The 20050-nt window shown below is 64.4% G+C and carries 20 protein-coding genes; 18 read left to right on the forward strand and 2 right to left on the reverse strand.

What is annotated here, in order from left to right; genetic code table 11:
- Positions 1 to 261 precede the first annotated feature (261 nt).
- On the forward strand, positions 262 to 528 hold the full coding sequence (locus tag HUK72_RS06015; RefSeq protein WP_176595973.1) for a hypothetical protein: 267 nt from the start codon (positions 262 to 264) through the stop codon (positions 526 to 528).
- Positions 529 to 549: 21 nt separating this feature from the next.
- Here the strand turns inward: HUK72_RS06015 and HUK72_RS06020 are convergent, their stop codons facing one another.
- Complete coding sequence (locus HUK72_RS06020; RefSeq protein ID WP_176595974.1) at positions 550 to 753, reverse strand: DUF5818 domain-containing protein; 204 nt, start codon at positions 751 to 753, stop codon at positions 550 to 552.
- 6 nt (positions 754 to 759) lie between these two features.
- Positions 760 to 945, reverse strand: a complete 186-nt coding sequence (locus HUK72_RS06025) for a DUF1328 domain-containing protein (RefSeq protein ID WP_176595975.1) — start codon at positions 943 to 945, stop codon at positions 760 to 762.
- Positions 946 to 1313: 368 nt separating this feature from the next.
- Here HUK72_RS06025 and HUK72_RS06030 point away from each other — a divergent pair, with 368 nt between their 5' ends.
- The 17 genes from HUK72_RS06030 to HUK72_RS06110 all read left to right on the forward strand — a co-directional run bounded on the left by HUK72_RS06030 (position 1314) and on the right by HUK72_RS06110 (position 20042).
- A complete protein-coding gene (locus HUK72_RS06030) occupies positions 1314 to 2057 on the forward strand; it encodes a DUF4198 domain-containing protein (RefSeq protein ID WP_176595976.1) in 744 nt (247 codons plus the stop codon).
- 30 nt (positions 2058 to 2087) lie between these two features.
- A complete protein-coding gene (locus HUK72_RS06035; protein WP_176595977.1) occupies positions 2088 to 2468 on the forward strand; it encodes a hypothetical protein in 381 nt (126 codons plus the stop codon).
- 8 nt (positions 2469 to 2476) lie between these two features.
- Entirely contained in the window at positions 2477 to 3205 is a 729-nt protein-coding gene (locus tag HUK72_RS06040; RefSeq protein ID WP_176595978.1) for a HupE/UreJ family protein, read from the forward strand.
- A gap of 1 nt (position 3206) precedes the next feature.
- Complete coding sequence (locus HUK72_RS06045; RefSeq protein WP_176595979.1) at positions 3207 to 3815, forward strand: hypothetical protein; 609 nt, start codon at positions 3207 to 3209, stop codon at positions 3813 to 3815.
- A gap of 139 nt (positions 3816 to 3954) precedes the next feature.
- Positions 3955 to 5109, forward strand: a complete 1155-nt coding sequence (locus HUK72_RS06050; RefSeq protein ID WP_336951380.1) for a heparan-alpha-glucosaminide N-acetyltransferase domain-containing protein — start codon at positions 3955 to 3957, stop codon at positions 5107 to 5109.
- 335 nt (positions 5110 to 5444) lie between these two features.
- Positions 5445 to 7613 carry a TonB-dependent siderophore receptor gene (locus tag HUK72_RS06055; protein WP_176595981.1) on the forward strand — a complete coding sequence of 723 codons (2169 nt, stop codon included), beginning with the start codon at positions 5445 to 5447 and terminating at the stop codon, positions 7611 to 7613.
- Positions 7614 to 7768: 155 nt separating this feature from the next.
- A complete protein-coding gene (locus HUK72_RS06060; protein ID WP_176595982.1) occupies positions 7769 to 8815 on the forward strand; it encodes a PepSY domain-containing protein in 1047 nt (348 codons plus the stop codon).
- On the forward strand, positions 8812 to 9738 hold the full coding sequence (locus tag HUK72_RS06065; protein WP_176595983.1) for a glyoxylate/hydroxypyruvate reductase A: 927 nt from the start codon (positions 8812 to 8814) through the stop codon (positions 9736 to 9738). The genes HUK72_RS06060 and HUK72_RS06065 overlap by 4 nt, the downstream gene beginning before the upstream one ends.
- A 373-nt stretch (positions 9739 to 10111) precedes the next feature.
- On the forward strand, positions 10112 to 10780 hold the full coding sequence (locus HUK72_RS06070; RefSeq protein ID WP_176595984.1) for a haloacid dehalogenase type II: 669 nt from the start codon (positions 10112 to 10114) through the stop codon (positions 10778 to 10780).
- Positions 10781 to 10788: 8 nt separating this feature from the next.
- Positions 10789 to 12096: an FAD-binding oxidoreductase gene (locus HUK72_RS06075; protein ID WP_176595985.1), complete on the forward strand. Its 1308-nt coding sequence runs from the start codon at positions 10789 to 10791 to the stop codon at positions 12094 to 12096.
- Positions 12096 to 13625 carry an ABC transporter substrate-binding protein gene (locus tag HUK72_RS06080; protein ID WP_176595986.1) on the forward strand — a complete coding sequence of 510 codons (1530 nt, stop codon included), beginning with the start codon at positions 12096 to 12098 and terminating at the stop codon, positions 13623 to 13625. The genes HUK72_RS06075 and HUK72_RS06080 overlap by 1 nt, the downstream gene beginning before the upstream one ends.
- On the forward strand, positions 13625 to 14605 hold the full coding sequence (locus tag HUK72_RS06085) for an ABC transporter permease (RefSeq protein ID WP_176595987.1): 981 nt from the start codon (positions 13625 to 13627) through the stop codon (positions 14603 to 14605). Before HUK72_RS06080 ends, HUK72_RS06085 begins: the two co-directional genes overlap by 1 nt.
- Complete coding sequence (locus tag HUK72_RS06090) at positions 14602 to 15423, forward strand: ABC transporter permease (protein WP_176595988.1); 822 nt, start codon at positions 14602 to 14604, stop codon at positions 15421 to 15423. The genes HUK72_RS06085 and HUK72_RS06090 overlap by 4 nt, the downstream gene beginning before the upstream one ends.
- Positions 15420 to 17252: an ABC transporter ATP-binding protein gene (locus HUK72_RS06095; RefSeq protein WP_176595989.1), complete on the forward strand. Its 1833-nt coding sequence runs from the start codon at positions 15420 to 15422 to the stop codon at positions 17250 to 17252. Before HUK72_RS06090 ends, HUK72_RS06095 begins: the two co-directional genes overlap by 4 nt.
- Positions 17249 to 17557, forward strand: a complete 309-nt coding sequence (locus HUK72_RS06100) for a (2Fe-2S)-binding protein (RefSeq protein ID WP_176595990.1) — start codon at positions 17249 to 17251, stop codon at positions 17555 to 17557. The genes HUK72_RS06095 and HUK72_RS06100 overlap by 4 nt, the downstream gene beginning before the upstream one ends.
- Positions 17539 to 18915: an NAD(P)/FAD-dependent oxidoreductase gene (locus HUK72_RS06105; RefSeq protein ID WP_176595991.1), complete on the forward strand. Its 1377-nt coding sequence runs from the start codon at positions 17539 to 17541 to the stop codon at positions 18913 to 18915. The genes HUK72_RS06100 and HUK72_RS06105 overlap by 19 nt, the downstream gene beginning before the upstream one ends.
- Positions 18912 to 20042 carry an FAD-binding oxidoreductase gene (locus HUK72_RS06110; RefSeq protein ID WP_176595992.1) on the forward strand — a complete coding sequence of 377 codons (1131 nt, stop codon included), beginning with the start codon at positions 18912 to 18914 and terminating at the stop codon, positions 20040 to 20042. The genes HUK72_RS06105 and HUK72_RS06110 overlap by 4 nt, the downstream gene beginning before the upstream one ends.
- Positions 20043 to 20050 lie beyond the last annotated feature (8 nt).

A 20050-nucleotide genomic window follows, 5' to 3' on the forward strand; every position in this document is an offset into this window, starting at 1 on the left:
CCGCCATAGCGCCTGCGCGCCTCAAGTCAAATGCGAAGGCGCGAAAATGGGACAGTTGCGCGAATCTTTCTTGTAGACGCGGTCCTTCGGCGCGGGATACATTGGGATGCAGCCGCGTTCTGATGCAAGGAGCGGGCTCTGCGGAGATGATAAGGGTCGCTCGCTCTGACGTTCGTCGTTGCATCCATGCTGATGCAAAGCTCGGGGGTATTTCCGATTTTTGCGTCGATGCCGTGATATATGTGTGAGGAGGAAGAGACGATGCGCCCAGTGTCCAGCCTCGCGACCGGCAAGTCTTTTGACCCGGCCATAAGGGGTTACATCATTCATTATCACCCGGGGGAAGCCAATCATTGCCCCAGTTGCGGCCGCAGCCAGTGGATGGTCGGCCGGTTGATGGCGGAATGCGCCTATTGCGAAACCGCGCTTCCGCTGGAGAATAACCGGGGTTTCGGCGCCTGCGCGCGTTTTGTGAGCACGCATGACGTCATGACGTCTTACGACCCGCGCGACTCGATCAATCCCTGAAAGGAGGGGGGCCGCCGGTCGTCAGGCCGCGGCCACGCCTTCCACTTCCACGACGCCGTCTCCGGCATAATAACCCTGCACACGCACCCGTTTTTCGACATGATCGACGGGCACGCGCAGCAGCACCAGCCGGAAACTGCCGCCCAGATCGCGCTGGAGCAGGAATCCGGCCTCATCGCGTATCAACCGACCGGTTTCATCCACTCCAGCGCCAATATCCGTCATAGCGCATCAATCTATCGCGTTCTTGATGCCCTTGCCAGCCAATAGGCCAAGGACGAGGAAGATCGCGAACAGCGCGATCGCCAGCACGAACAGGATCTTGGCGATGCCAACGAATGTGCCCGCCGCGCCGCCAAAGCCCAATATGGCCAGCACGGCGGCGATCACGAGCGAAATGATGGCCAGACGGATCATGCGACACTCCTTTCGTTGAAAGACCTCGCTTTTCCAACGGATGGTGGCGCGGCGAGTTCCGGCGGGCGGCGCTTTTGCGAAGTTGCGACGTCTTAATCCTCGTCATCGCAATATGGGAGGGGGACCAGCCACAGGCTGGTGGAGGGGAAAGTGGCACGACCTGCGCGTTTTCCCCTCCACCGCCCTTGGCGGTCCCCCTCCCCACGCTTCGCGCAGGGAGGATTTGGGCCAGCACGCGCTATCATCTATTTGCGTCACTCATTTGAAATATTCTGCTTCCTCATAACCCATATTCGGCATCAAACGGCTGGTCGCTATCATAGCCTGCGCCTTCAAGAGGACATTTTGACCCATTGGAGGCCTGCCCCATGAAATTCACCCGCCTGATGAGCGCGACCCTGATCGCCGGCGTCGCCGTTGCCGCCGCCGCGCCGCTGAGCGCGCACGGCATCTGGTTTGCGCAGCGCGCCAAGCAACTGGCGCTGGTCTATGGCGTGGGCGCGGACGATCTGGATGCGGTCAAGCGCCTGCCGCTGGTCAAGACGGTGACCGGCTATGACAGCGACTGGGCGCCGGTGAACACCTCGCTTCGGGCGGCGGGCGCGATCCCGGTGGTGGACAGCGACGAACCGATCGCCGCTGTCGCCGCGATCATGGACTATGGCTATTGGAGCAAGACGCCCGATGGCGAATGGCACAATAAGGGCCGCGACGAAGTGCCCAACGCCACGCTGGCCGAGCATAATTTCAAATATGCCGTCCATCTGACCCAGCTTCCCACCAAGCCGGTGCCGCTGTTCGAGGGGCACACGCTTCAACTGGTGCCCGCCGACCTCGCCATTCCCCAGAAGATGGGCGAGCCGATGAAGGTCCGCGTCTATTACAAGGGCAAGCCCGTCGCCGGGGCGACCGTCATGCAGGATTATGTCAACGATCCCGACGAGGCCAATCCGGTCAAGACCGGCGCCGACGGCACCGCCACGATCAAGCTGCGCAACCAGGGCATCAACGTGCTGATGGCGATCTATGTCGGCCAGACCACCGACAAGAAGGTCGATCATGAGGAATATCGCGCCTCGCTCTCCTTCGTGCTGCCGCATCTGCCGGAATAAGCCCCCTTCCCCCTTTCACGGAGACTTCCCATGAAGATCGATCTTTTCCGCAGCGGCATCGCCGCCCTCGCCCTGATCGCCGCCCCGGCGGTCGTCCACGCCCATGGCAGCATGAAGCCGCAGCATGGCGGGATGGTCCAGATGACGGGCGAAACCATGTTCGAGCTGGTGACCGGCCTCAAGGGCGTCGACGTGTACCTCAGCGAAGAGGATGAGCCGATCCCGGCCGCCGGCTACACCGCCAAGCTGACCCAGACCGCCGCGGGCAAGAAGACCGAAGCGGCGCTGAAGGCCGCGGGCGGCAACAAGCTCAGCGCGCCGGGCTTCAAGGCGGCCAAGGGCGCGAAGATCGTCGTCGCGCTGGTCGACAAGAGCGGCGCCAAGACCTTCGCCACCTTCCAGACCAAGTAAGGACGGCCATGCACAGCGCGACCCTCACCCCACTTCTCAGTCCCACGATGCGGCGGGTCGCGCTGCTGGCTCTGGGGCTGGTGTTGGCGCTCATGAGTTCCACGCTCTGGGCGCATGGCGTCAACGAAAACGACAAGGCCTTCATCGAAGGCGCGTCGGGCGTCAACATCATCCCCTATATGTATCTGGGCGCCAAGCATATGGTCACCGGCTACGACCATCTGCTGTTCCTGGCTGGGGTCATCTTCTTCCTGTATCGGCTGAAGGATGTCGGCGCCTATGTGACTTTGTTCGCCATCGGGCACAGCACGACGCTGCTGCTGGGCGTGATCTTCGACATTCGCGCCAATCCCTTCATCATCGACGCCATTATCGGCCTGTCAGTGGTGTACAAGGCGATAGACAATCTGGATGGCTTCCGCACCTGGCTGGGCTTTTCGCCCAATCCCAAGGCGGCGGTGCTGATCTTCGGCTTCTTCCACGGCTTCGGCTTGGCCACCAAGTTGCAGGAACTGACGCTGGCGAAGGACGGGATGATCCCCAACCTCATCAGCTTCAACATCGGCGTGGAGATGGGCCAGTTCATGGCGCTGACCATCATCCTGCTGCTGATGAACCTCTGGCGCATGAGCGACAGTTTCCGCCGCAGCGCTATCCTCGCCAATGCCGCGCTGATGACCGCCGGCTTCGTCCTCATCGGCTATCAGTTGGCCGGCTATTTCACCCAAGGGGCCTGACATGAACACGCAAGCCATTTCCGCGCTGCCTGCCCAGATTTCTCCCTCTCCCTCGGCGCTGGCCAAGGCGACCGGCGGTGCGGTGATCGCCGCCGCCGCGATCCTGACGCTGTTCGTGCTGCCCGCCGAATATGGCGTAGACCCGACCGGCGTCGGCACGGCGCTGGGCCTCACCGGCATGGTGGCGGGCAAGGCCGAAGCCGCACCGGCCGCGCAGGCTCCCGCAACCGCGGCCGCTGTCGCCACGCCGACCAAGGAGAGCATCTCCAAAGCCACCCCATGGCGTCAGGATGAAATGACCATCACCCTGCCGCCCCACAGCGGCCAGGAAGTGAAGGCCCATATGGAAAAGGGCGACAGCTTCATCTTCACCTGGCAATCGAGCGGCCCGATCAAGGCGGAGATGCACGGCGAGGAGCTGAACGCCGCCGACGACGCCTTCACCGATTATTGGAAGGAGCTGGAGATCAGCGGCGGCCAGGGCGACTTCACCGCGCCCTTTGGCGGCATCCATGGCTGGTATTTCCGCAACAAGGGCGAAACGCCCGTGACTGTGACGGTCAAGACGGTTGGGTTTTACAAGGATCTCTATCAGCCCAAGGCTGAGTGAAGGCCGACATTGAGATTAAAGAAAACCGTCATGCTGGGATGGGGCGGCCCTCCCGTGAATAAGGCATAAAAGGACAGGTGCCATGAGCAGTATCGCGGGCCAAGCGCCCCCCATCGGCCTCCGGGCCACAGCAACCCCCATGGACGCAGCGAAAGCGCGCACGCGGCTGATCGCCATCGATGCGCTGCGGGGCCTTGTCATGCTGTTCATGCTGGTCGACCATGTGCGCGAGACATGGTTCCTGCATTTGCAGGTGACCGATCCGGTTAACGCCAACACCACCGATCCGGGGCTGTTCTTCACTCGCCTGCTCTCCACCTTCTGTGCGCCCACCTTCGTGGCGCTGACGGGGCTGTCGGCGTGGCTCTACGGCCAGTCGCACACCAAAGCGCAAGTGTCGGAATTCCTGTTCAAGCGCGGCCTGTTCCTGCTGTTCCTGGAATTCACGGTCGTCTGCTACGCATGGCCGACGCAGGCGAACACATTTCCGCCGCCGGTGCTGTGGATGCAGGTGATCTGGACCATCGGCCTCAGCATGATCTGCTTGGCTGGCCTCATCCATTTGCCCCGTCCGGCGCAGTTCGCGCTCGGCCTCGCCATCGTCTGTCTGCACAATCTGCTCGACCCGATCCGGCTGACGGCGGAATCGCCCTTCTTCATCCCTTGGGCGATCCTGCATCAGCGCGACAAGTTCGAGATCGCCGGCATGGCCTTCAAGACCACCTATCCCGTGCTGCCGTGGATCGGCGTGATCCTGCTCGGCTATGCCTGCGGGCCGTGGTTCGCGAAAGGCAGCGACCCGGAAAAGCGGATCAGGCGCCTCACCATGCTGGGCCTTGGCCTCGTCATTGGCTTCGTCGTGATCCGCTACCTCAATTTCTACGGCGACAAGCCCTGGTTCATCGCGGAAACGCCGCTGCGCACGGTGATGAGCTTCCTGGCGCTCACCAAATATCCGCCGTCGCTGCTGTTCCTGATGCCGACCATCGGCACGGGCTGCCTGCTGCTTGCCGCTTTCGAGAGCTGGCAGGACAGCAAGGCGATGCCGCACCTCGCCCTGCTGGGTGGCGCGCCGATGTTCTATTATGTGCTGCACCTCTACACGCTGAAGGTGATCTACAATATCGCGATGGTCCTTTACGGCCCGACCAAGGGAACGGTGTTCGGCGTCGATCATCTGCGTTGGGTGTGGATCTGGGTCTTCATCCTGATCCCGATCCTGTATTTCCCCACCCGCTGGTTCGCGCAGCTCAAGCAGCGGCGGAAGGATATATGGTGGCTTAAATATCTGTGATCCCGAGTGCCTGCGGGTTCCCTGGCCGCCTTCCACCCGGAAGGCGGCCTTTTTCTTGGGATTTTACGCCTCCGAAACGCTTGAAACCGCCCCAGTGAATCGTGCCGTCCAGAACCCCTTTTCACAATTTTTCACCGTCCGGAGCGGCAAGTTTGACGTAATATTTCTGCAACGAAGACATAGCCTGACTTCAACAAGAGGCGACAAAACGCCCCGTGGACCGGCCCCGGATAAAAGGACCTAGAAGATGTCCGACTGGAGAGAAGATAATGATAGGCCGGCTCACCCCGTTTCGCAGGACAAATGGGAACAGCGATTTTACAAGGGGTAAGCACATGCGTAATTTTTCGGCTTTTCGTCTGGCCTTGACTGCCAGCGTCGCTGCCACGGCATTGGCTCCGGCCGCGCAAGCCCAGACGGCAGGAGATGCCGACGGCACGATCGTCGTCACCGCCATGAAGCGGCAATATTTCGGGGACACGCCGGTCAAGGAAATCCCGCAGGCGGTGCAGTTCCTGGAAGGCAAGCTGCTCGACGATCTCAACATCACCCGCCTGGACACCGCGCTGGAACTGGCGAGCGGCGTGTCGAAGCAGAATAATTTCGGTGGCTTGTGGGACAGCTTCGCCATCCGCGGCTTTGCCGGGGACGAGAATTTCCCCAGCGGCTTCCTGGTCAACGGCTTCAACGGCGGACGCGGCTATGGCGGCCCGCGCGATGCCTCCAACGTCGAACGGATCGAAGTGCTGAAGGGCCCGAACTCCGCCCTTTTCGGTCGCGGCGAACCGGGTGGCACTATCAACATCGTCACCAAGAAGCCGGTGTTGGAAAAGACCTTCGGCAGCTTCGGCATCGCCGGCGGAAGCTGGAACACCTACCGGGTCGAGGGCGACTTCAACCTGCCCTTGAACGACATGTTCGCGGTGCGCCTGAATGGCGCGGTGGAAGATGCCGACAGCTTCCGCGACACGGTCCACACCCGCAAATATATGCTGACGCCGTCCTTCCTGGCCAAGTTCTCCGACCGCGACCTGCTCACCTATGAAATGGAATATGTGAACCAGGAAGTGCCGTTCGAGCGCGGCGTCGTGGCGATCCCGACCATCAACGCCAACGGCACGATCAGCTACAATCTGGGCGCCATCCCCAATTCGCGTTTCCTGGACGACCCCCGGAATGGCCCGACCAAGGTCGAGGTGTTCGGTCATCAGTTGCAATATCAGCATGACTTCAGCGACGACTGGACGCTGATGCTGGGCGCCGGTTACAAGGACACGACCTTTGTCGGCTATTCGAGCGATCCGGAACTGGCGTTCAGCAAGACCGCTCCGCTGACCGGGCGCCAGCGCATCTATGCCGACGGCCAGACCCTCTCCCGTCAGCGCCGCTTCCGCGACTACAGCACCAATCATATGGTGGTGCGCGGCGAAATCAGCGGCAAGATCGAGACCGGATCGATCGTCCACAATATCCGCATCGGCGCGGACTGGGACCGCTTCAAGATCGACACCTTCCAGACCCGCATTCGCCCGAGCGCCGCGGATCAGTCCTATTCGATCAACATCTTCAATCCCGTCTACACCCAACCGCTGCCAACCCCGACGCAGGTGATCCAGAACGCCACCGAAATCCAGAAGGCCTGGGGCATCTACGCGCAGGACCAGATCGAGATCACCGAGCAGTTCAAGGTTCGCTTCGGCGGCCGCTATGACGACTTCTCGCAGGATATTGATCTGCGGTTGAACAACACCAATCCGAAAAAGGCCTATACCAAGTTCAGCCCCATGGCCGGCCTAGTGTTCGAGCCGACCCGGTCAATTTCGATCTACGCCAGCTACGGCAAGGGCTTCCGCCCGAACAGCGGCGTGGGCGCCGATGGTCAGCCCTTCGCGCCGGAACTCAGCAAATCCTATGAGGTCGGTGCCAAGTTCGTGACGCCGGACGGCCGCATCACCAGCACGGTCTCGCTCTACAGCATGAAGAAGACCAACGTGTTGAGCACCGATCCGGGCAATGCGAACTTCTCCAAGCCGGTGGGGTCCGCCAAGAGCAAGGGCGTCGAGTTCGATCTGAACGCCAAGCTGCCGGCCGGGTTCGAAGCCTTCCTGACCTATGCCTATACCGATGCGGGCTGGGACAGCGCGGTGGGCGATCCCAATTTCAACCAGCCGATCCTGCCCGGCGATCCGCTGATCAACATTCCCAAGCATCAGGGCAATTTCCTGCTGTTCAACAATTTCGAGATTGGCGGGCATGACGCGATGCTGGGGGCTGGCGTGAACTATGTCGGCCGCCGCCTGGGCGAGACGGCGACGACCTTCTTCCTCCCCAGCTACACGCTGGTGAGGGTGATGGGTTCGTTCAACGTCACGGAGCAGATCAAGATCTCGGCGGACGTCAACAATCTGTTCGACAAGAAATATTATGCCAGCTCCTATGCGGCGCTGTGGGTCGCGCCGGGCGCGCCGCGTTCCTTCACGGTCCGCGCGACGTTCGACTTCTGATGCTCTGATGTCGGGCCTTTAGAGCGATTTCGAAGCGATCGGAAACGATCGCTGGTTAAGAAATCGCGGCAACTATAAGGCCCCGACCGGCCGCCGGCGACCACCCCTCCAAGCCTGATGGGTCGCCGGCGGTTTTTCTGTGTTAGGAAAAGATCATGAACCGGGCGCGATGGCTTCGCCTTCACAAGATAATCGGCCTTGCCATGGCGGCGCTGCTGCTGGTGCAGGCCGTGACGGGCATGCTGCTGCTTTATCGCGGACCGGTGGCGCGCTGGATCGATCCGGCGGGCATGACGAGCCATGGCGCGGCGCCCGCCATTTCGGCGGGAACCGCGGTGGCCGGGGCGGAGCGGGCATTGCCGGGCTTTGCTGTTGCGCGCCTCTTCGCGCCCGATGGGGATGGCGCGACCTATGTCGCGGAAATGACAGGGGCGCAGGGCACGCGTTATGCGTCGGTCGATCCGGCGGGCGGCAAGCTGCTTCGTTCCGGGCCGGTCTGGGCTTTTCCGGTCGAGGCGGCGCTCCAGCTCCATTACCGGCTGATGGCGGGCAAGGCCGGGATGGCGGTCGTGCTGCTCAATGCGCTGGCCCTGCTGGCGATGGCGGGGACAGGCCTTGCCTATTGGTGGCCCAAAAAGGGGCCTGTCTCGAAGCAGCTTTCGATCCGCTGGAATATGGCCTTCCGGCTGGTGCTGCGGCAGTTGCATCGGACGGCCGGCGTGCTGATGTCGGTCCTGCTGGGTTTCATGGCGGTGACGGGGCTTTTGCTGGTGGTGCCGGAACTGATCGGCGCCGATGCCACGCCCCTTCAGCGCCCGGCGGCGAATGCCATGGCGATCGACCGGAGCCTGGGGCTGGCCCAAAGCGCCTTTCCGGACAGCGTCCTGCGCGATTTCCGCCTGACCGACGAACGTCTGATCGCCAATTTCCACGCGCCCGAACGCAATCCCCGCGCCGTGCACCGCGCCATCGTGACGCTGGCGGCCCCGCATATCGTCAGCGCGACGCGGGCGGAGAATAACGGCGCGCTCTGGATGAGCGTCCTGCCGCTCCACGCGGGCAACAGTTTCGGCCTGATCGGGCCGGTCGCGGTCATGCTGGTCGCGCTGGGGCTGATCGCCCTTTCCCTTACCGGACCGCTGATGTGGTGGCAGGCCCGCGCCGTCCGTCGCCGGTCTACCGCAAGAAAGCAGATGGCATGACCTTGCTCTACACGTCCGACCCGGAACGCGGGCGCATCTGGCGGGAAATCTTCGCCGCCGAAGCGCCCGGCATCCCCTTTCTGACGCCGGAGGAGATGACTGATCCGGCCGCCATCCGCTATCTCGTCGCCTGGGACCCCTCGCGCGAATTGCTGGAGCGGCTGACCGGCCTGGAGGCGCTGTTTTCGGTGGGCGCCGGGATCGACCAGTTCGACATGAGCAAGCTGCCGCCGCATGTCCGGCTGGTCCGCATGATCGAGCCGGGGATCGTCCAGGGCATGGTCGAATATGCCTGCGGGGCCGTGTTGACGCTGCATCGCAATTTCATCGACTATGGCATGGCGCAGCGGGAGCATCGCTGGGCGCCGGTGAAGCTGGTCCCCGCCGCCGCCCGCCGGATCGGCGTGATGGGCCTGGGGCAATTGGGGCAGGCGGTGTTGAACGCCCTGCGCCCGTTCGGCTTTGCCCTGTCGGGCTGGAGCCGGTCGCGCCATGCGATGGAGGGCGTCACCTGCCATGCGGGCGAAGCGGAATTGAGCGGGTTTCTGGCGAGCTGCGACATCCTCATCTGCCTGGTGCCGTTGACGGCAGAGACCCGCGGCATTTTGTGCCGGGAAACGCTGGTCCAACTGCCGCGCGGCGCCGCGCTGATCAATGTTGGGCGGGGCGGGCACCTGGTGGAGCATGATCTGCTGTCCCTGCTCGACGAGCGGCATCTTTCCGCCGCGATCCTGGACGTGACCGAACCGGAGCCGCTGCCGGAACAGCATCCCTTCTGGGATCATCCGCGCATCCTGCTGACGCCGCACATCGCCAGCATGACGCGGGCGGACAGCGCGGCGCGGGCGTTGATCGCGAATATAAGGCGGCTTGAGGCAGGCGAGGCGATGGAAGGCGAAGTCAGCAGGGACCGGGGCTATTAACCCTCCCTTATCGTCATTCCCGCGAAGGCGGGAATCCATCTCCCATAAGAAGCACCAAGAACAACGGTCAGGAGATGGATTGGCTTTGCCGAACTGCGTTTCCCGCCTTCGCGGGAATGACGAAGAAGGAAACAGGATGGCGCTATTATCTGCTGCCCCTTGTTCTTTCATCCCTCCCGAAACGCCCCTCCACCCGCCCGTTTGCAGTCTCGATTGGCCCACGGCAAACTATGCCGAAACCATGGTATAAAAGGTCCAAATCTGCCCCTCGCCCCGAACCAATCGGAGACATGTTCCGGACAGCCCATGCCGTAATGGCTTCATCAAGAGACGGCCCACCGGCCACAGACGCCAACCAAGGGGAGTTCCACCCATGCCCAATTTCCGGCCCAAATATATCAGCTTCGACTGCTATGGCACGCTGACCCGTTTCCGCATGACGGAGATGGCGACCGCCTTCATGGCCGATCGCGTCGCGGCGGAAGATCTGCCCGCCTTCTGCAAGGATTGGGGCGCCTATCGGCTAGACCAGGTGCTAGGCCCCTGGGAACCCTATCAGGAGATCATCCGCAACTCGCTTCGCCGCACCTGCAAGCGCTGGGGCGTGGAATATCGCGAAGCCGATGCGGATGCGGTCTATAACGCCGTGCCGACCTGGGGTCCGCATGAGGATGTGCCGGGCGGCTTGTCCAAGATCGGGGACAAGATTCCGCTCGTCATCCTGTCCAACGCAATGAACGACCAGATCCATCACAATGTCGGCATGCTCGGCGCGCCTTTCCACGCCGTCTACACCGCCCAGATGGCGCAGGCCTACAAGCCGCGCATGCAGGCGTTCGAATATATGTTCGACCAGCTCGGCGCGAAGCCGGAAGAGATGATGCACGTCTCCTCCAGCTTCCGGTACGACCAGAACACCGCGAGCGACCTGCATTTCGGCTGCCGCGTGTTCGTGGGTCGCGGACATGAGCCGTCCAACGCCTTCTATCGCGACGTCGAAATCCCGCATATCGGCGCGCTGCCGGCGGTCGTGGGTCTCTGATCCCAGCGATGAACGCCTCCCCCCTCTCCTATTGGCTGGCGAGCGCTCCGTCCTTCACGGGCGGAGCATCCGGCGCGCCCGAAGAAGCTTTTGGAGGTAGGGCTGACGTCGCCATCATCGGCGGCGGCTTTACCGGGCTTTCGGCGGCATTGGCGCTGGCCAAGCGCGGCGCGAACGTCGTGCTGCTGGAGGCGGGGCGCGTGGTGGGCGAGGCTTCGGGGCGCAATGGCGGCCAGTGCAACAACGGCACCGCCCATGATTATGGCGCCCTCTCCGCCCGCTTCGGCAAGGATGTGGCGAAGGCCTATTATCGCGCCCATGTCGACGCGGTCGATCTGGTCGAGCGGATCGTGGCGGAGGAAGGCATCGATTGCGCCTTCAACCGCTGCGGCCGGGTGAAGCTGGCCGCCAAGCCGAAACATTATGACAAGCTGGTACGGGCGCATGACCTGCTGGCGGCCGAGGTGGATCAGAATGTCCGCCTCGTGCCCCCGGAGCGCATCCGCGAGGAAGTGGGATCGGACGCCTTTCACGGCGCGCTGATCCAGACGACCAGCGCGCAGCTCAACCCGGCGCGCTTTGGTGTCGGCCTCGCGGAAGCGGCAGCGCGGACGGGTGCGAAAATCTATGAAAATGCCGAAGTCACGGGACTGGATCGGCTGAGCAGCAACGGGGTTGGGGGCTGGCGGGTAACGACGCCCAAGGGACAGGTCACGGCCTCCCAGGTGCTGGTAGCGACCGGGGGTGCGCCTGCCGCCGCGCCCTTCGGCTTCTTCCGGCGGCGGATCGTGTCGGTGGGCAGCTTCATCATTGCGACGGAGCCGCTCGACAATGGGCTGATCGACAGGTTGCTGCCCGGACGGCGCAACTATGTGACCAGCAAGAATATCGGCAATTATTTCCGCCTGACCGCCGACGACCGGCTGATCTTCGGCGGGCGCGCGCGCTTCGCGAACAGCGATCCGCGTTCCGACCTGAAAAGCGGGCATATCCTCGAACAGACGATGGGCGAGATTTTCCCGGCGCTGAAGGGCGTGGGCGTCGATCATGTCTGGGGCGGGATGGTCGACCTGACCGCCGACCGCCTGCCCCGCGCCGGCGAGCAGGACGGGCTTTTCTATTCCATGGGCTATAGCGGCCATGGCGTGCAGATGGCGACCTATATGGGCCAGCAAATGGCGCGGGTGATGGCGGGGGACGATGCCGCCAATCCCTGGCGCGATCTCGACTGGCCCAGCGTGCCCGGCCATTTCGGCAAGCCCTGGTTCCTGCCGCTCGTCGGCCTGTGGTATAAATGGCAGGACGTGATCCATTGATGGACGATTTCTCCTTTTCCCGGCGGGACATGCTGGGCGCGCTGGGGGCGGGATTGCTGCTGCCCGAAACCGCGCTCGCCGCGCCCAAGCCGCGCGTGGGCGGACGCATTCGAGTGGCGAGCTTGTCCAGCTCGACCGCCGACACGCTCGATCCCGCAAAGGGCGCGCTGTCGACCGACTATGTGCGCCATTACATGTTCTACAATGGGCTGACCCAGCTCGACCGCAACCTCGTCCCTCGCCCCGCTCTGGCCGAGCGGATCGAGAGCAGTGACCAGCAGAACTGGCATATCCGCCTGCGCCGGGGCGTGACCTTTCATGACGGAGCGACACTGACGGCGAAGGACGTGGTCTGGTCGCTGCTGCGGCATAAAGACCCCGCGACCGGCTCCAAAATGGCGACCATCGCGGAGCAATTTGCCGAGGTGAAGGCAAACGGCCCGCTGGACCTGACGATCCGTTTGACTGGTCCCAATGCCGACCTGCCGACCATCCTCGCCCAGTCGCATTTCCTGATCCTGCGCGCCGGGACGAAGGATTTTCATAGCGCCAACGGCACCGGTCCCTATCGCTGCGCCCAGTTCCGCCCCGGCGTGCGGACGCTCGCCCGGCGCAACCCCAATTACTGGCGCAACGGCAAGCCCTATCTGGAAGAGATCGAACTGATCGGCATTCCCGACGAGGTCAGCCGCGTCAACGCGCTGCTGTCGGGCGACGTGCATCTGATCATCGCGGTCAATCCGCGCTCGACCAAGCGTGTCCGCGCTTCCAGCCATCATGCGCTGCTGGAGAGCAAGTCCGGTCTCTACACCAACCTCATCATGCGGCAGGACGGCGCGCCGACCAACAATCCCCATTTCGTCGCGGCGATGAAATATCTGGTCGACCGGCCGCTGATCAAGCGGGCGCTCTATCGCGACTATGCGACGATCGCCAACGATCATCCGATCCCGCCCTTCCACCCCTATTACCGCGCCGATCTGGCGCAAACCTCGCTCGATCTGGACAAGGCGAAATGGCATTTGCAGCGCGCCGGGCTGAATGGCGTGCGCTTGCCCGTCTATGCCTCCCCAGCGGCGGACGGTTCCGTCGACATGGCGTCGATCATGCAGGAATATGGCTCCCGCGTCGGGCTTAACCTGGCCGTGAACCGGGTGCCGGGCGACGGTTACTGGTCGACGCACTGGATGAAGCACCCGCTGACCTTCGGCAACACCAACCCCCGCCCGACCGCCGACCTGGTCTTCAGCCTCTTCTACAAGTCCGACGCCGACTGGAACGAGTCCGGCTGGAAGAATCCGCGTTTCGACCGGCTGCTGATCGAAGCGCGCGGCGAAGCGGATCAGGCGCGACGCAAGCAGCTTTACGGCGAGATGCAGGGGTTGGTGCATGACCGCTGCGGGGTCGCCATTCCGGTCTTCATCAGCCTGATCGACGGCTATGACCGGCGCCTCAAAGGGCTGCAATCCATGTCCACCGGGGGCCTGATGGGTTATCAATTTGCCGAACATGTTTGGTGGGAAGGCTGATGGCTGGCGCATCCTCCTCTTCCGGCGCGAAGGCGGCGCTCTCGCTGATCGGCAAGCGCTTCGCCTCCTCGCTGCTGACGCTGGTCCTGGTGTCGCTGGTGGTCTTCACCATCGCGCAACTGCTGCCCGGCGACGCCGCGCAGGAAGCGCTCGGCCAAAGCGCCACCGCCGAACAGGTCGCCGCGCTGCGCCATGAGATGGGCCTCGACCGGCCCGCGCATGAACGTTACGTCTCCTGGCTCAGCGGCATGGTGAGCGGCGATCCCGGCCAGTCGCTGGTCGCCAATCTCCCCGTTTCCGAAGTCATCTCCAGCCGCCTGCCCAACAGCCTGTTGCTGGCGGCGCTCAGCGCGCTGGTGGCGGTGCCTGTGGCGCTCGCCATCGGCATCGGGTCCGCGATGAACCGGGGCGGAAGGCTGGACCGGGCGCTCAATATCTCCACACTCTCCATGGTGGCAGTGCCGGAATTTCTGGTGGCGACGCTGGCGGTGCTGATCTTCTCGGTGAAGCTGCGCTGGCTGCCCTCCATTGCGCTGGTCGCGGACGATATGAGCTGGGGCGATTATCTGCGCGGGGCGGCGATGCCGATACTGTGCCTCAGCATCGTCGTCATCGCCCAGATGGCGCGCATGACCCGCGCCGCCGTGATCGACCAGATGGACCGGCCCTATGTCGAAATGGCGGTGCTGAAGGGTGTGGCGCCGGTGCGGGTCGTGCTGCGACACATCATGCCCAACGCGGTCGCGCCCATCGTCAACGCCATGGCGCTCAGCCTTTCCTACCTGCTGGGCGGCGCGATCATCGTCGAGACGATCTTCAACTATCCCGGCCTCGCAAGCCTGATGGTGAACGCCGTCACCAGCCGCGACATGCCGCTGCTGCAAGCCTGCGCGATGATCTTCTGCGCGGCCTATCTCATCCTCATGCTGATCGCGGACGTCACCGCCATCCTCGCCAACCCCAGGCTGCGAGCCCAATGACCGCTTCCTCCCTCCGCTGGGCCAAAGCCCTTCCGCTGTCCGCCAAGATCGGGCTGATCTTCGTCCTCTTCTGGCTGGCCGTCGCGGTCTTCGGGCCGATGCTGGCGCCCTATCCGGTCGGCGCTTTCGTCGCCTATGACGTGTTCGACGGCATGTCGGCGCAGCATTGGCTGGGCAGCGACTATCTGGGGCGCGATGTGCTGAGCCGGTTGCTGTCGGGCGCGCGCTATACGGTGGGCCTGGCCGCCGCCGCCGCGATGCTGGCGAGCGGGACCGGCACGGCGCTGGCGCTGACCGCAGCGGTGGGCGGGCCGAAGGTGGACGAGCCGCTGTCGCGCTTCATGGATACGCTGATCTCGATTCCGTCCAAGATATTGTCGCTGGTGCTGGTGGCGGCCTTCGGTTCTTCGTTGCCGCTGCTGCTGCTGATCGCCGCTGTGACCTATGTGCCGGGCAATTACCGCATCGCCCGCGCGCTGGCGGTGAACCTTGCGCAGATGGACTATGTGCAGGTCGCCCGCGCCAGAGGCGAAGGCCGCTTCCATCTAGCGCTTCGGGAAATTCTGCCGAACATGATCCATCCGCTGCTGGCCGATTTCGGTCTGCGCTTCGTGTTCATCGTGTTGCTGCTGTCGGGGCTGAGCTTCCTCGGCCTTGGCGTGCAGCCGCCGGACGCCGACCTTGGCTCGCTGGTGCGCGAGAATATCTCCGGCCTTGGCGAAGGCGCACCCGCGATCCTGATGCCTGCCATCGCCATCGCGACGCTGACCGTGGGCGTCAACCTGCTGATCGACGGCCTCAAGGGGAAACGTCCATGACCGCTCATGTCAAAGAGGCTCATGTCGAAGTCAAAGGGCTATGCGTCACGGCGCGCAACGCGGCGGGCGAGACCTTCCCCATCGTCAGCGACATCGACTTCGCGCTGAAGCGGGGCGAAGTGCTGGCGCTGATCGGGGAATCGGGATCGGGCAAGACGACCATCGCCCTCACCCTGCTCGGCCACGCCCGCCCCGGCGCGAAGATCGCGGGCGGCTCGATCCGCGTGGGCAAGTCCCAAATCCTCTCGCTCGACGCCAAGGGCCTCGCAGCCCTACGCGGCAACCGCATCGCCTATATCGCGCAGTCGGCGGCGTCGGCCTTCAACCCGTCCCGCACGATCATGGATCAGGTGATCGAACCGGCGCTGATCCACCATCTCATGTCCCGGGCAGAGGCGGAGAAGAAGGCGGTGGAGCTGTTCCGCGCACTGGCCCTGCCCTTTCCCGACATGATCGGATCGCGCTATCCGCACCAGCTTTCGGGCGGCCAGTTGCAGCGGCTGATGGCAGCGATGGCGCTCGTCACCGATCCTGAACTGGTGATCCTGGACGAGCCGACCACCGCGCTCGACGTCACCACCCAGATCGAGGTGCTGCGCGCCTTCAAGGCGGTCGTGCTGGAACGCGGCGCGACGGCAATCTACGTCTCGCACGACCTGGCCGTCGTGGCGCAGATGGCGGACCAAATCGTCGTGCTCAACCAGGGCCGCATCCGGGAGAAAGGCAGCGCGGATCAGGTGCTGCACCGCCCCGCCGACGATTATACCAAGACTTTGATGGCCGCTGCCCGCCCCGCCATCCGCCCCGCGCCCGGACAGGCCGACGCGCCCGCCGCCCCCTTGCTCGAAATCCGCGGCATGACGGCGGGCTATGGCAGGATCGGCAAGGATGGCCGCCCGCGCATCCCCGTGCTGCGCGACATCAACCTGACCATAGAGCGCGGCGCGACCCTGGGCGTGATCGGGGAGTCCGGTTCGGGCAAATCCACCATGGCCCGCGTGATCGCCGGCCTGCTGCCCCCCGCTCAGGGCGAGGTGCTGCTGAACGGCGAGCCTCTGCCGCCGGGTCTCAAGGGCCGTACCCGCGACCAGTTCCGGCGCATCCAATTGGTGTTCCAGAATGCCGACACCGCGCTCAATCCCGCGCATAGCGTCGGCCAGATCCTCTCCCGCCCGCTCGCCTTCTACCATGGGCTCAAGGGCAATGCCGCGCGCCTGCGGGTGCTGGAGCTGCTCGACCTTATCCGCCTGCCAGCGTCGGTGATCGACCGCCGCTGCGGCGAGCTGTCCGGCGGGCAGAAGCAGCGCATCAACCTCGCCCGCGCCCTTGCCGCCGACCCGGAACTGATCCTCTGCGACGAAGTGACCTCCGCCCTCGACACTGTGGTCGGCGCGGCGATCCTCGACCTGATGGCGGAGCTGCGCAGGGAATTGGGCGTCGCCTATATGTTCATCAGCCACGACATCTCGACCGTGCGCGCGATCTGCGACGACATACTCGTCCTCTATTCCGGCACGATGGTGGACATGGGCAGGCGGGATGCGTTCCGCGCCGCGCCCTTCCACCCCTATACGGACCTGCTGATCGGTTCAGTGCCGGAAATGCGCGCCGGCTGGCTGGAGGAAAGCGGCGCGGGCCGCCCCCTCCCCCTGATCGGCGCGCCTGCCGAGGAACCCGACCTCTGCCGCTTCCTGCCCCGCTGCCCGGCGCGGATCGACGGGCTGTGCAACCTCGCCCCGCCGCCGCGCCACAGGCTGGCCAAGGGCAACAGCATCCTGTGTCATCATGGAGAAGAAACTTTGACGCAAGTTCAAGGCGTCGCGGCATGAACGGACGCTTCGTTCGTCTGGGCGAGACGGAACGCCCCCCGGTCACGCTGCATGTCGACGGCCAGCCGGTGACGGCGCTGGAGGGCGATACGCTGATGGTCGCGCTGCTCAGCGCGGGCGGCGCGCTGCGCCAGTCGGAATTCGGTGACGGCCGCCGGGCGGGCTTCTGCCTGATGGCCGCTTGCCAGGATTGCTGGGTCTGGACGGAGGGCGGCGACCGCTTGCGCGCCTGTTCCACGCTCGCGGCTTCGGGCCAGCGCATCCTCACCAGCCAGCCGGAGGCGACATGGCCGAACCACGCATAATCATCGTCGGCGCCGGGCCGTCGGGCGTGCGCGCGGCGGAAGCGGTGGTGAAGGCGGGCCTGCGCCCCATCGTCATCGACGAAGCGCGGCGCGCTGGCGGACAGATTTACCGCCGCCAGCCGGACAATTTCACCCGCCCCTATGAGAAGCTCTACGGCACCGAAGCCGGGCGGGCGAAGGCGCTGCACGACAGTTTCGACGGGCTGGCGGACCGGATCGACTATCGCCCCGAGACTTTGGCGTGGAACGTCGCGGACGGGCAGGTCTGGACGGCTTGCGGCAACCGGCAGGAAACGCTGCCCTATGACGCGCTGATCCTCTGTACCGGCGCGACCGATCGGCTGATGCCGGTCAAGGGCTGGAATCTGGCGGGCACCTACAGCCTGGGCGGGTCGCAGGTGGCGCTCAAGTCGCAGGCGGTGTCCATCGGCCATGAAGTCGTGTTCATGGGTTCCGGGCCGCTGCTCTATCTGGTCGCCTCGCAATATGTGGAGGCCGGGGCGAAGGTTGCCGCGGTGCTGGACACCTCCCCAGCGGGCGCGCGGATCAAGGCGCTGCCCGACCTGCTCGCCATGCCGTCCGTGCTGTGGAACGGCGTCCAGCTCACCCGCAAGCTCGGCAAAGCGGGCATTCCGGTCCTTCACCGGATCACGCCGGTCGAGATAGTGGGCGATGCCGACAGCGGCGTGGATGGCGTGCACTTCCGCACCGCTTCGGGCGAGGAAAGGACGATAGCCTGCGATGCGGTGGCGATCGGCTATCACCTTCGTCCCGAAACCCAATTGGCCGATCTGGCGCGCTGCGAATTCGCCTTCGACGCGGACACGCATCACTGGTTGCCGAAGCGCGATGCGGATGGGCGGGCCAGCGCGGCCGGCGTCTATCTGGCCGGCGACGGCGCCAAAATCCTGGGCGCGAGGGCGGCGGAGGCGAGCGGCAGACTGGCGGCGCTGGCCGCGCTCTCCGACCTCGGCCTGCCGGTGGACAGCGGCGAAATGACCGCGCTGCGCCGCGATGTCGCCCATTATGCGAAATTCGCGCGCGGGCTGGCCACGGCCTTTCCCTGGCCCGCCCATCAGGCCGCGTCCCTCCCCGACGAAGCCATCATCTGCCGCTGCGAAGCCGTCAGCGCAGGCGACCTGCGCGCCGTCATGCGCGAAACCGGCGCGGTCGAAGCCAACCGCGCCAAGGCCTTCAGCCGCGTCGGCATGGGCCGCTGTCAGGGTCGCTATTGCGGCCTTGCGGCGGCGGAACTGATCGCCGCCGAAGCCCATATCCCGGTCGAGCAAGTCGGCCGCCTGCGGGGGCAAGCGCCGGTCAAACCGCTGCCCATCGCCATCGGAGAAGAAGAAGCATGAGCGCGGCCAGCGACGTCATCATCGTGGGCGGCGGGCTGATGGGCAGCTCCGCCGCTTTGTTCCTGCGCGGCCATGGCCTGTCGGTCACGCTGCTGGAGACCGACCTGATCGGGCGGCAGGCGAGCGGCACCAATTTCGGCAATGTCCGGCGGCAGGGGCGCGCGCTGCACCAGCTTCCCCTTGCCAATCGCGCCATCGCCATCTGGCGCAGGTCGCGGGAATTGCTGGGCGCGGATGTGGAATATCTCCAGTCGGGGCATATCCGCGTCTGCTATCGCGAGCGGCCCGAACTGGTCGGCGCGATGGAGGATTATGCCGACAAGGCGCGGCATGAGGGCCTGGACCTTGAACTGCTGAGCGGCAATGCGCTGCGGGCGAAATTTCCCTTTTTCGGCAATGATGTGCTGGCGGGGTCCTATTCCGCGATGGACGGGCATGCCAATCCCCGCCTCGCCGCTCCCGCCTTTGCGCGGGCGGCGCAGCGCATGGGGGCGGCTATCCATGAGAATAGCAAGATCGTGGACGCGCAGAAGCTGGGCGAGGATTTCCTTGTCACCGCCGAGGATGGCCGGACTTTCCGGGCGCCGATCCTGCTGATCACGGCGGGCGCCTGGGGCAACGCCCTTTCCTCGCAGTTCGGGGAGCCGGTGCCCATCGTCCCGCGTGGCCCGAATATGAGCGTCACCGAGCCAGTGCCCTATGCCATCCATCCCGCCGTCGGCGTCATGACGCCGCTGGAGGAGGAGACCGTCTATTTCCGGCAAGTGGCGCGGGGGAATATCGTGCTGGGCGGCTCGACGCGTGGACCTTCCTATCCGGATCAATATCGCAGCTATGTGTTGCCGCAGAATACGCTGAGCCAATTGAAGCAAATCCGCCGCCTCGCGCCTGCACTTGGCAAGCTCAACATCATCCGCGTCTGGTCGGGGATCGAGGGCTATATGCCCGACAGCCAGCCCGTCATGGGACCGAGCGCAACCACCAGCGGGCTATATTATGCCTTCGGTTTTTCGGGGGCGGGCTTCCAGATCGGGCCGGGCGTGGGCGAGACGATGGCGGAGATCATCGCCAAGGGTGCGACGGATATTCCGATGGAGCCGTATCAGATCGGGCGGTTTGCGGCTTGATGAAACGT

The sequence above is a fragment of the Sphingobium sp. 15-1 genome (genome assembly GCF_013375535.1).
Classification (GTDB): Bacteria; Pseudomonadota; Alphaproteobacteria; order Sphingomonadales; family Sphingomonadaceae; genus Sphingobium; species Sphingobium aromaticivastans.

Excerpts from the sequence above, each read along its gene's own strand:
- HUK72_RS06020 (WP_176595974.1), bottom strand. The coding sequence starts at position 753 with ATGACGGATATTGGCGCTGGAGTGGATGAAACCGGTCGGTTGATACGC.
- HUK72_RS06030 (WP_176595976.1), top strand. The coding sequence starts at position 1,314 with ATGAAATTCACCCGCCTGATGAGCGCGACCCTGATCGCCGGCGTCGCC.
- HUK72_RS06080 (WP_176595986.1), top strand. The coding sequence starts at position 12,096 with ATGGACGATTTCTCCTTTTCCCGGCGGGACATGCTGGGCGCGCTGGGG.
- HUK72_RS06105 (WP_176595991.1), top strand. The coding sequence starts at position 17,539 with ATGGCCGAACCACGCATAATCATCGTCGGCGCCGGGCCGTCGGGCGTG.
- HUK72_RS06075 (WP_176595985.1), top strand. The coding sequence starts at position 10,789 with ATGAACGCCTCCCCCCTCTCCTATTGGCTGGCGAGCGCTCCGTCCTTC.
- HUK72_RS06015 (WP_176595973.1), top strand. The coding sequence starts at position 262 with ATGCGCCCAGTGTCCAGCCTCGCGACCGGCAAGTCTTTTGACCCGGCC.
- HUK72_RS06095 (WP_176595989.1), top strand. The coding sequence starts at position 15,420 with ATGACCGCTCATGTCAAAGAGGCTCATGTCGAAGTCAAAGGGCTATGC.
- HUK72_RS06050 (WP_336951380.1), top strand. The coding sequence starts at position 3,955 with ATGGACGCAGCGAAAGCGCGCACGCGGCTGATCGCCATCGATGCGCTG.
- HUK72_RS06110 (WP_176595992.1), top strand. The coding sequence starts at position 18,912 with ATGAGCGCGGCCAGCGACGTCATCATCGTGGGCGGCGGGCTGATGGGC.
- HUK72_RS06090 (WP_176595988.1), top strand. The coding sequence starts at position 14,602 with ATGACCGCTTCCTCCCTCCGCTGGGCCAAAGCCCTTCCGCTGTCCGCC.
- HUK72_RS06060 (WP_176595982.1), top strand. The coding sequence starts at position 7,769 with ATGAACCGGGCGCGATGGCTTCGCCTTCACAAGATAATCGGCCTTGCC.
- HUK72_RS06025 (WP_176595975.1), bottom strand. The coding sequence starts at position 945 with ATGATCCGTCTGGCCATCATTTCGCTCGTGATCGCCGCCGTGCTGGCC.
- HUK72_RS06055 (WP_176595981.1), top strand. The coding sequence starts at position 5,445 with ATGCGTAATTTTTCGGCTTTTCGTCTGGCCTTGACTGCCAGCGTCGCT.
- HUK72_RS06040 (WP_176595978.1), top strand. The coding sequence starts at position 2,477 with ATGCACAGCGCGACCCTCACCCCACTTCTCAGTCCCACGATGCGGCGG.
- HUK72_RS06085 (WP_176595987.1), top strand. The coding sequence starts at position 13,625 with ATGGCTGGCGCATCCTCCTCTTCCGGCGCGAAGGCGGCGCTCTCGCTG.
- HUK72_RS06045 (WP_176595979.1), top strand. The coding sequence starts at position 3,207 with ATGAACACGCAAGCCATTTCCGCGCTGCCTGCCCAGATTTCTCCCTCT.
- HUK72_RS06035 (WP_176595977.1), top strand. The coding sequence starts at position 2,088 with ATGAAGATCGATCTTTTCCGCAGCGGCATCGCCGCCCTCGCCCTGATC.
- HUK72_RS06100 (WP_176595990.1), top strand. The coding sequence starts at position 17,249 with ATGAACGGACGCTTCGTTCGTCTGGGCGAGACGGAACGCCCCCCGGTC.
- HUK72_RS06065 (WP_176595983.1), top strand. The coding sequence starts at position 8,812 with ATGACCTTGCTCTACACGTCCGACCCGGAACGCGGGCGCATCTGGCGG.
- HUK72_RS06070 (WP_176595984.1), top strand. The coding sequence starts at position 10,112 with ATGCCCAATTTCCGGCCCAAATATATCAGCTTCGACTGCTATGGCACG.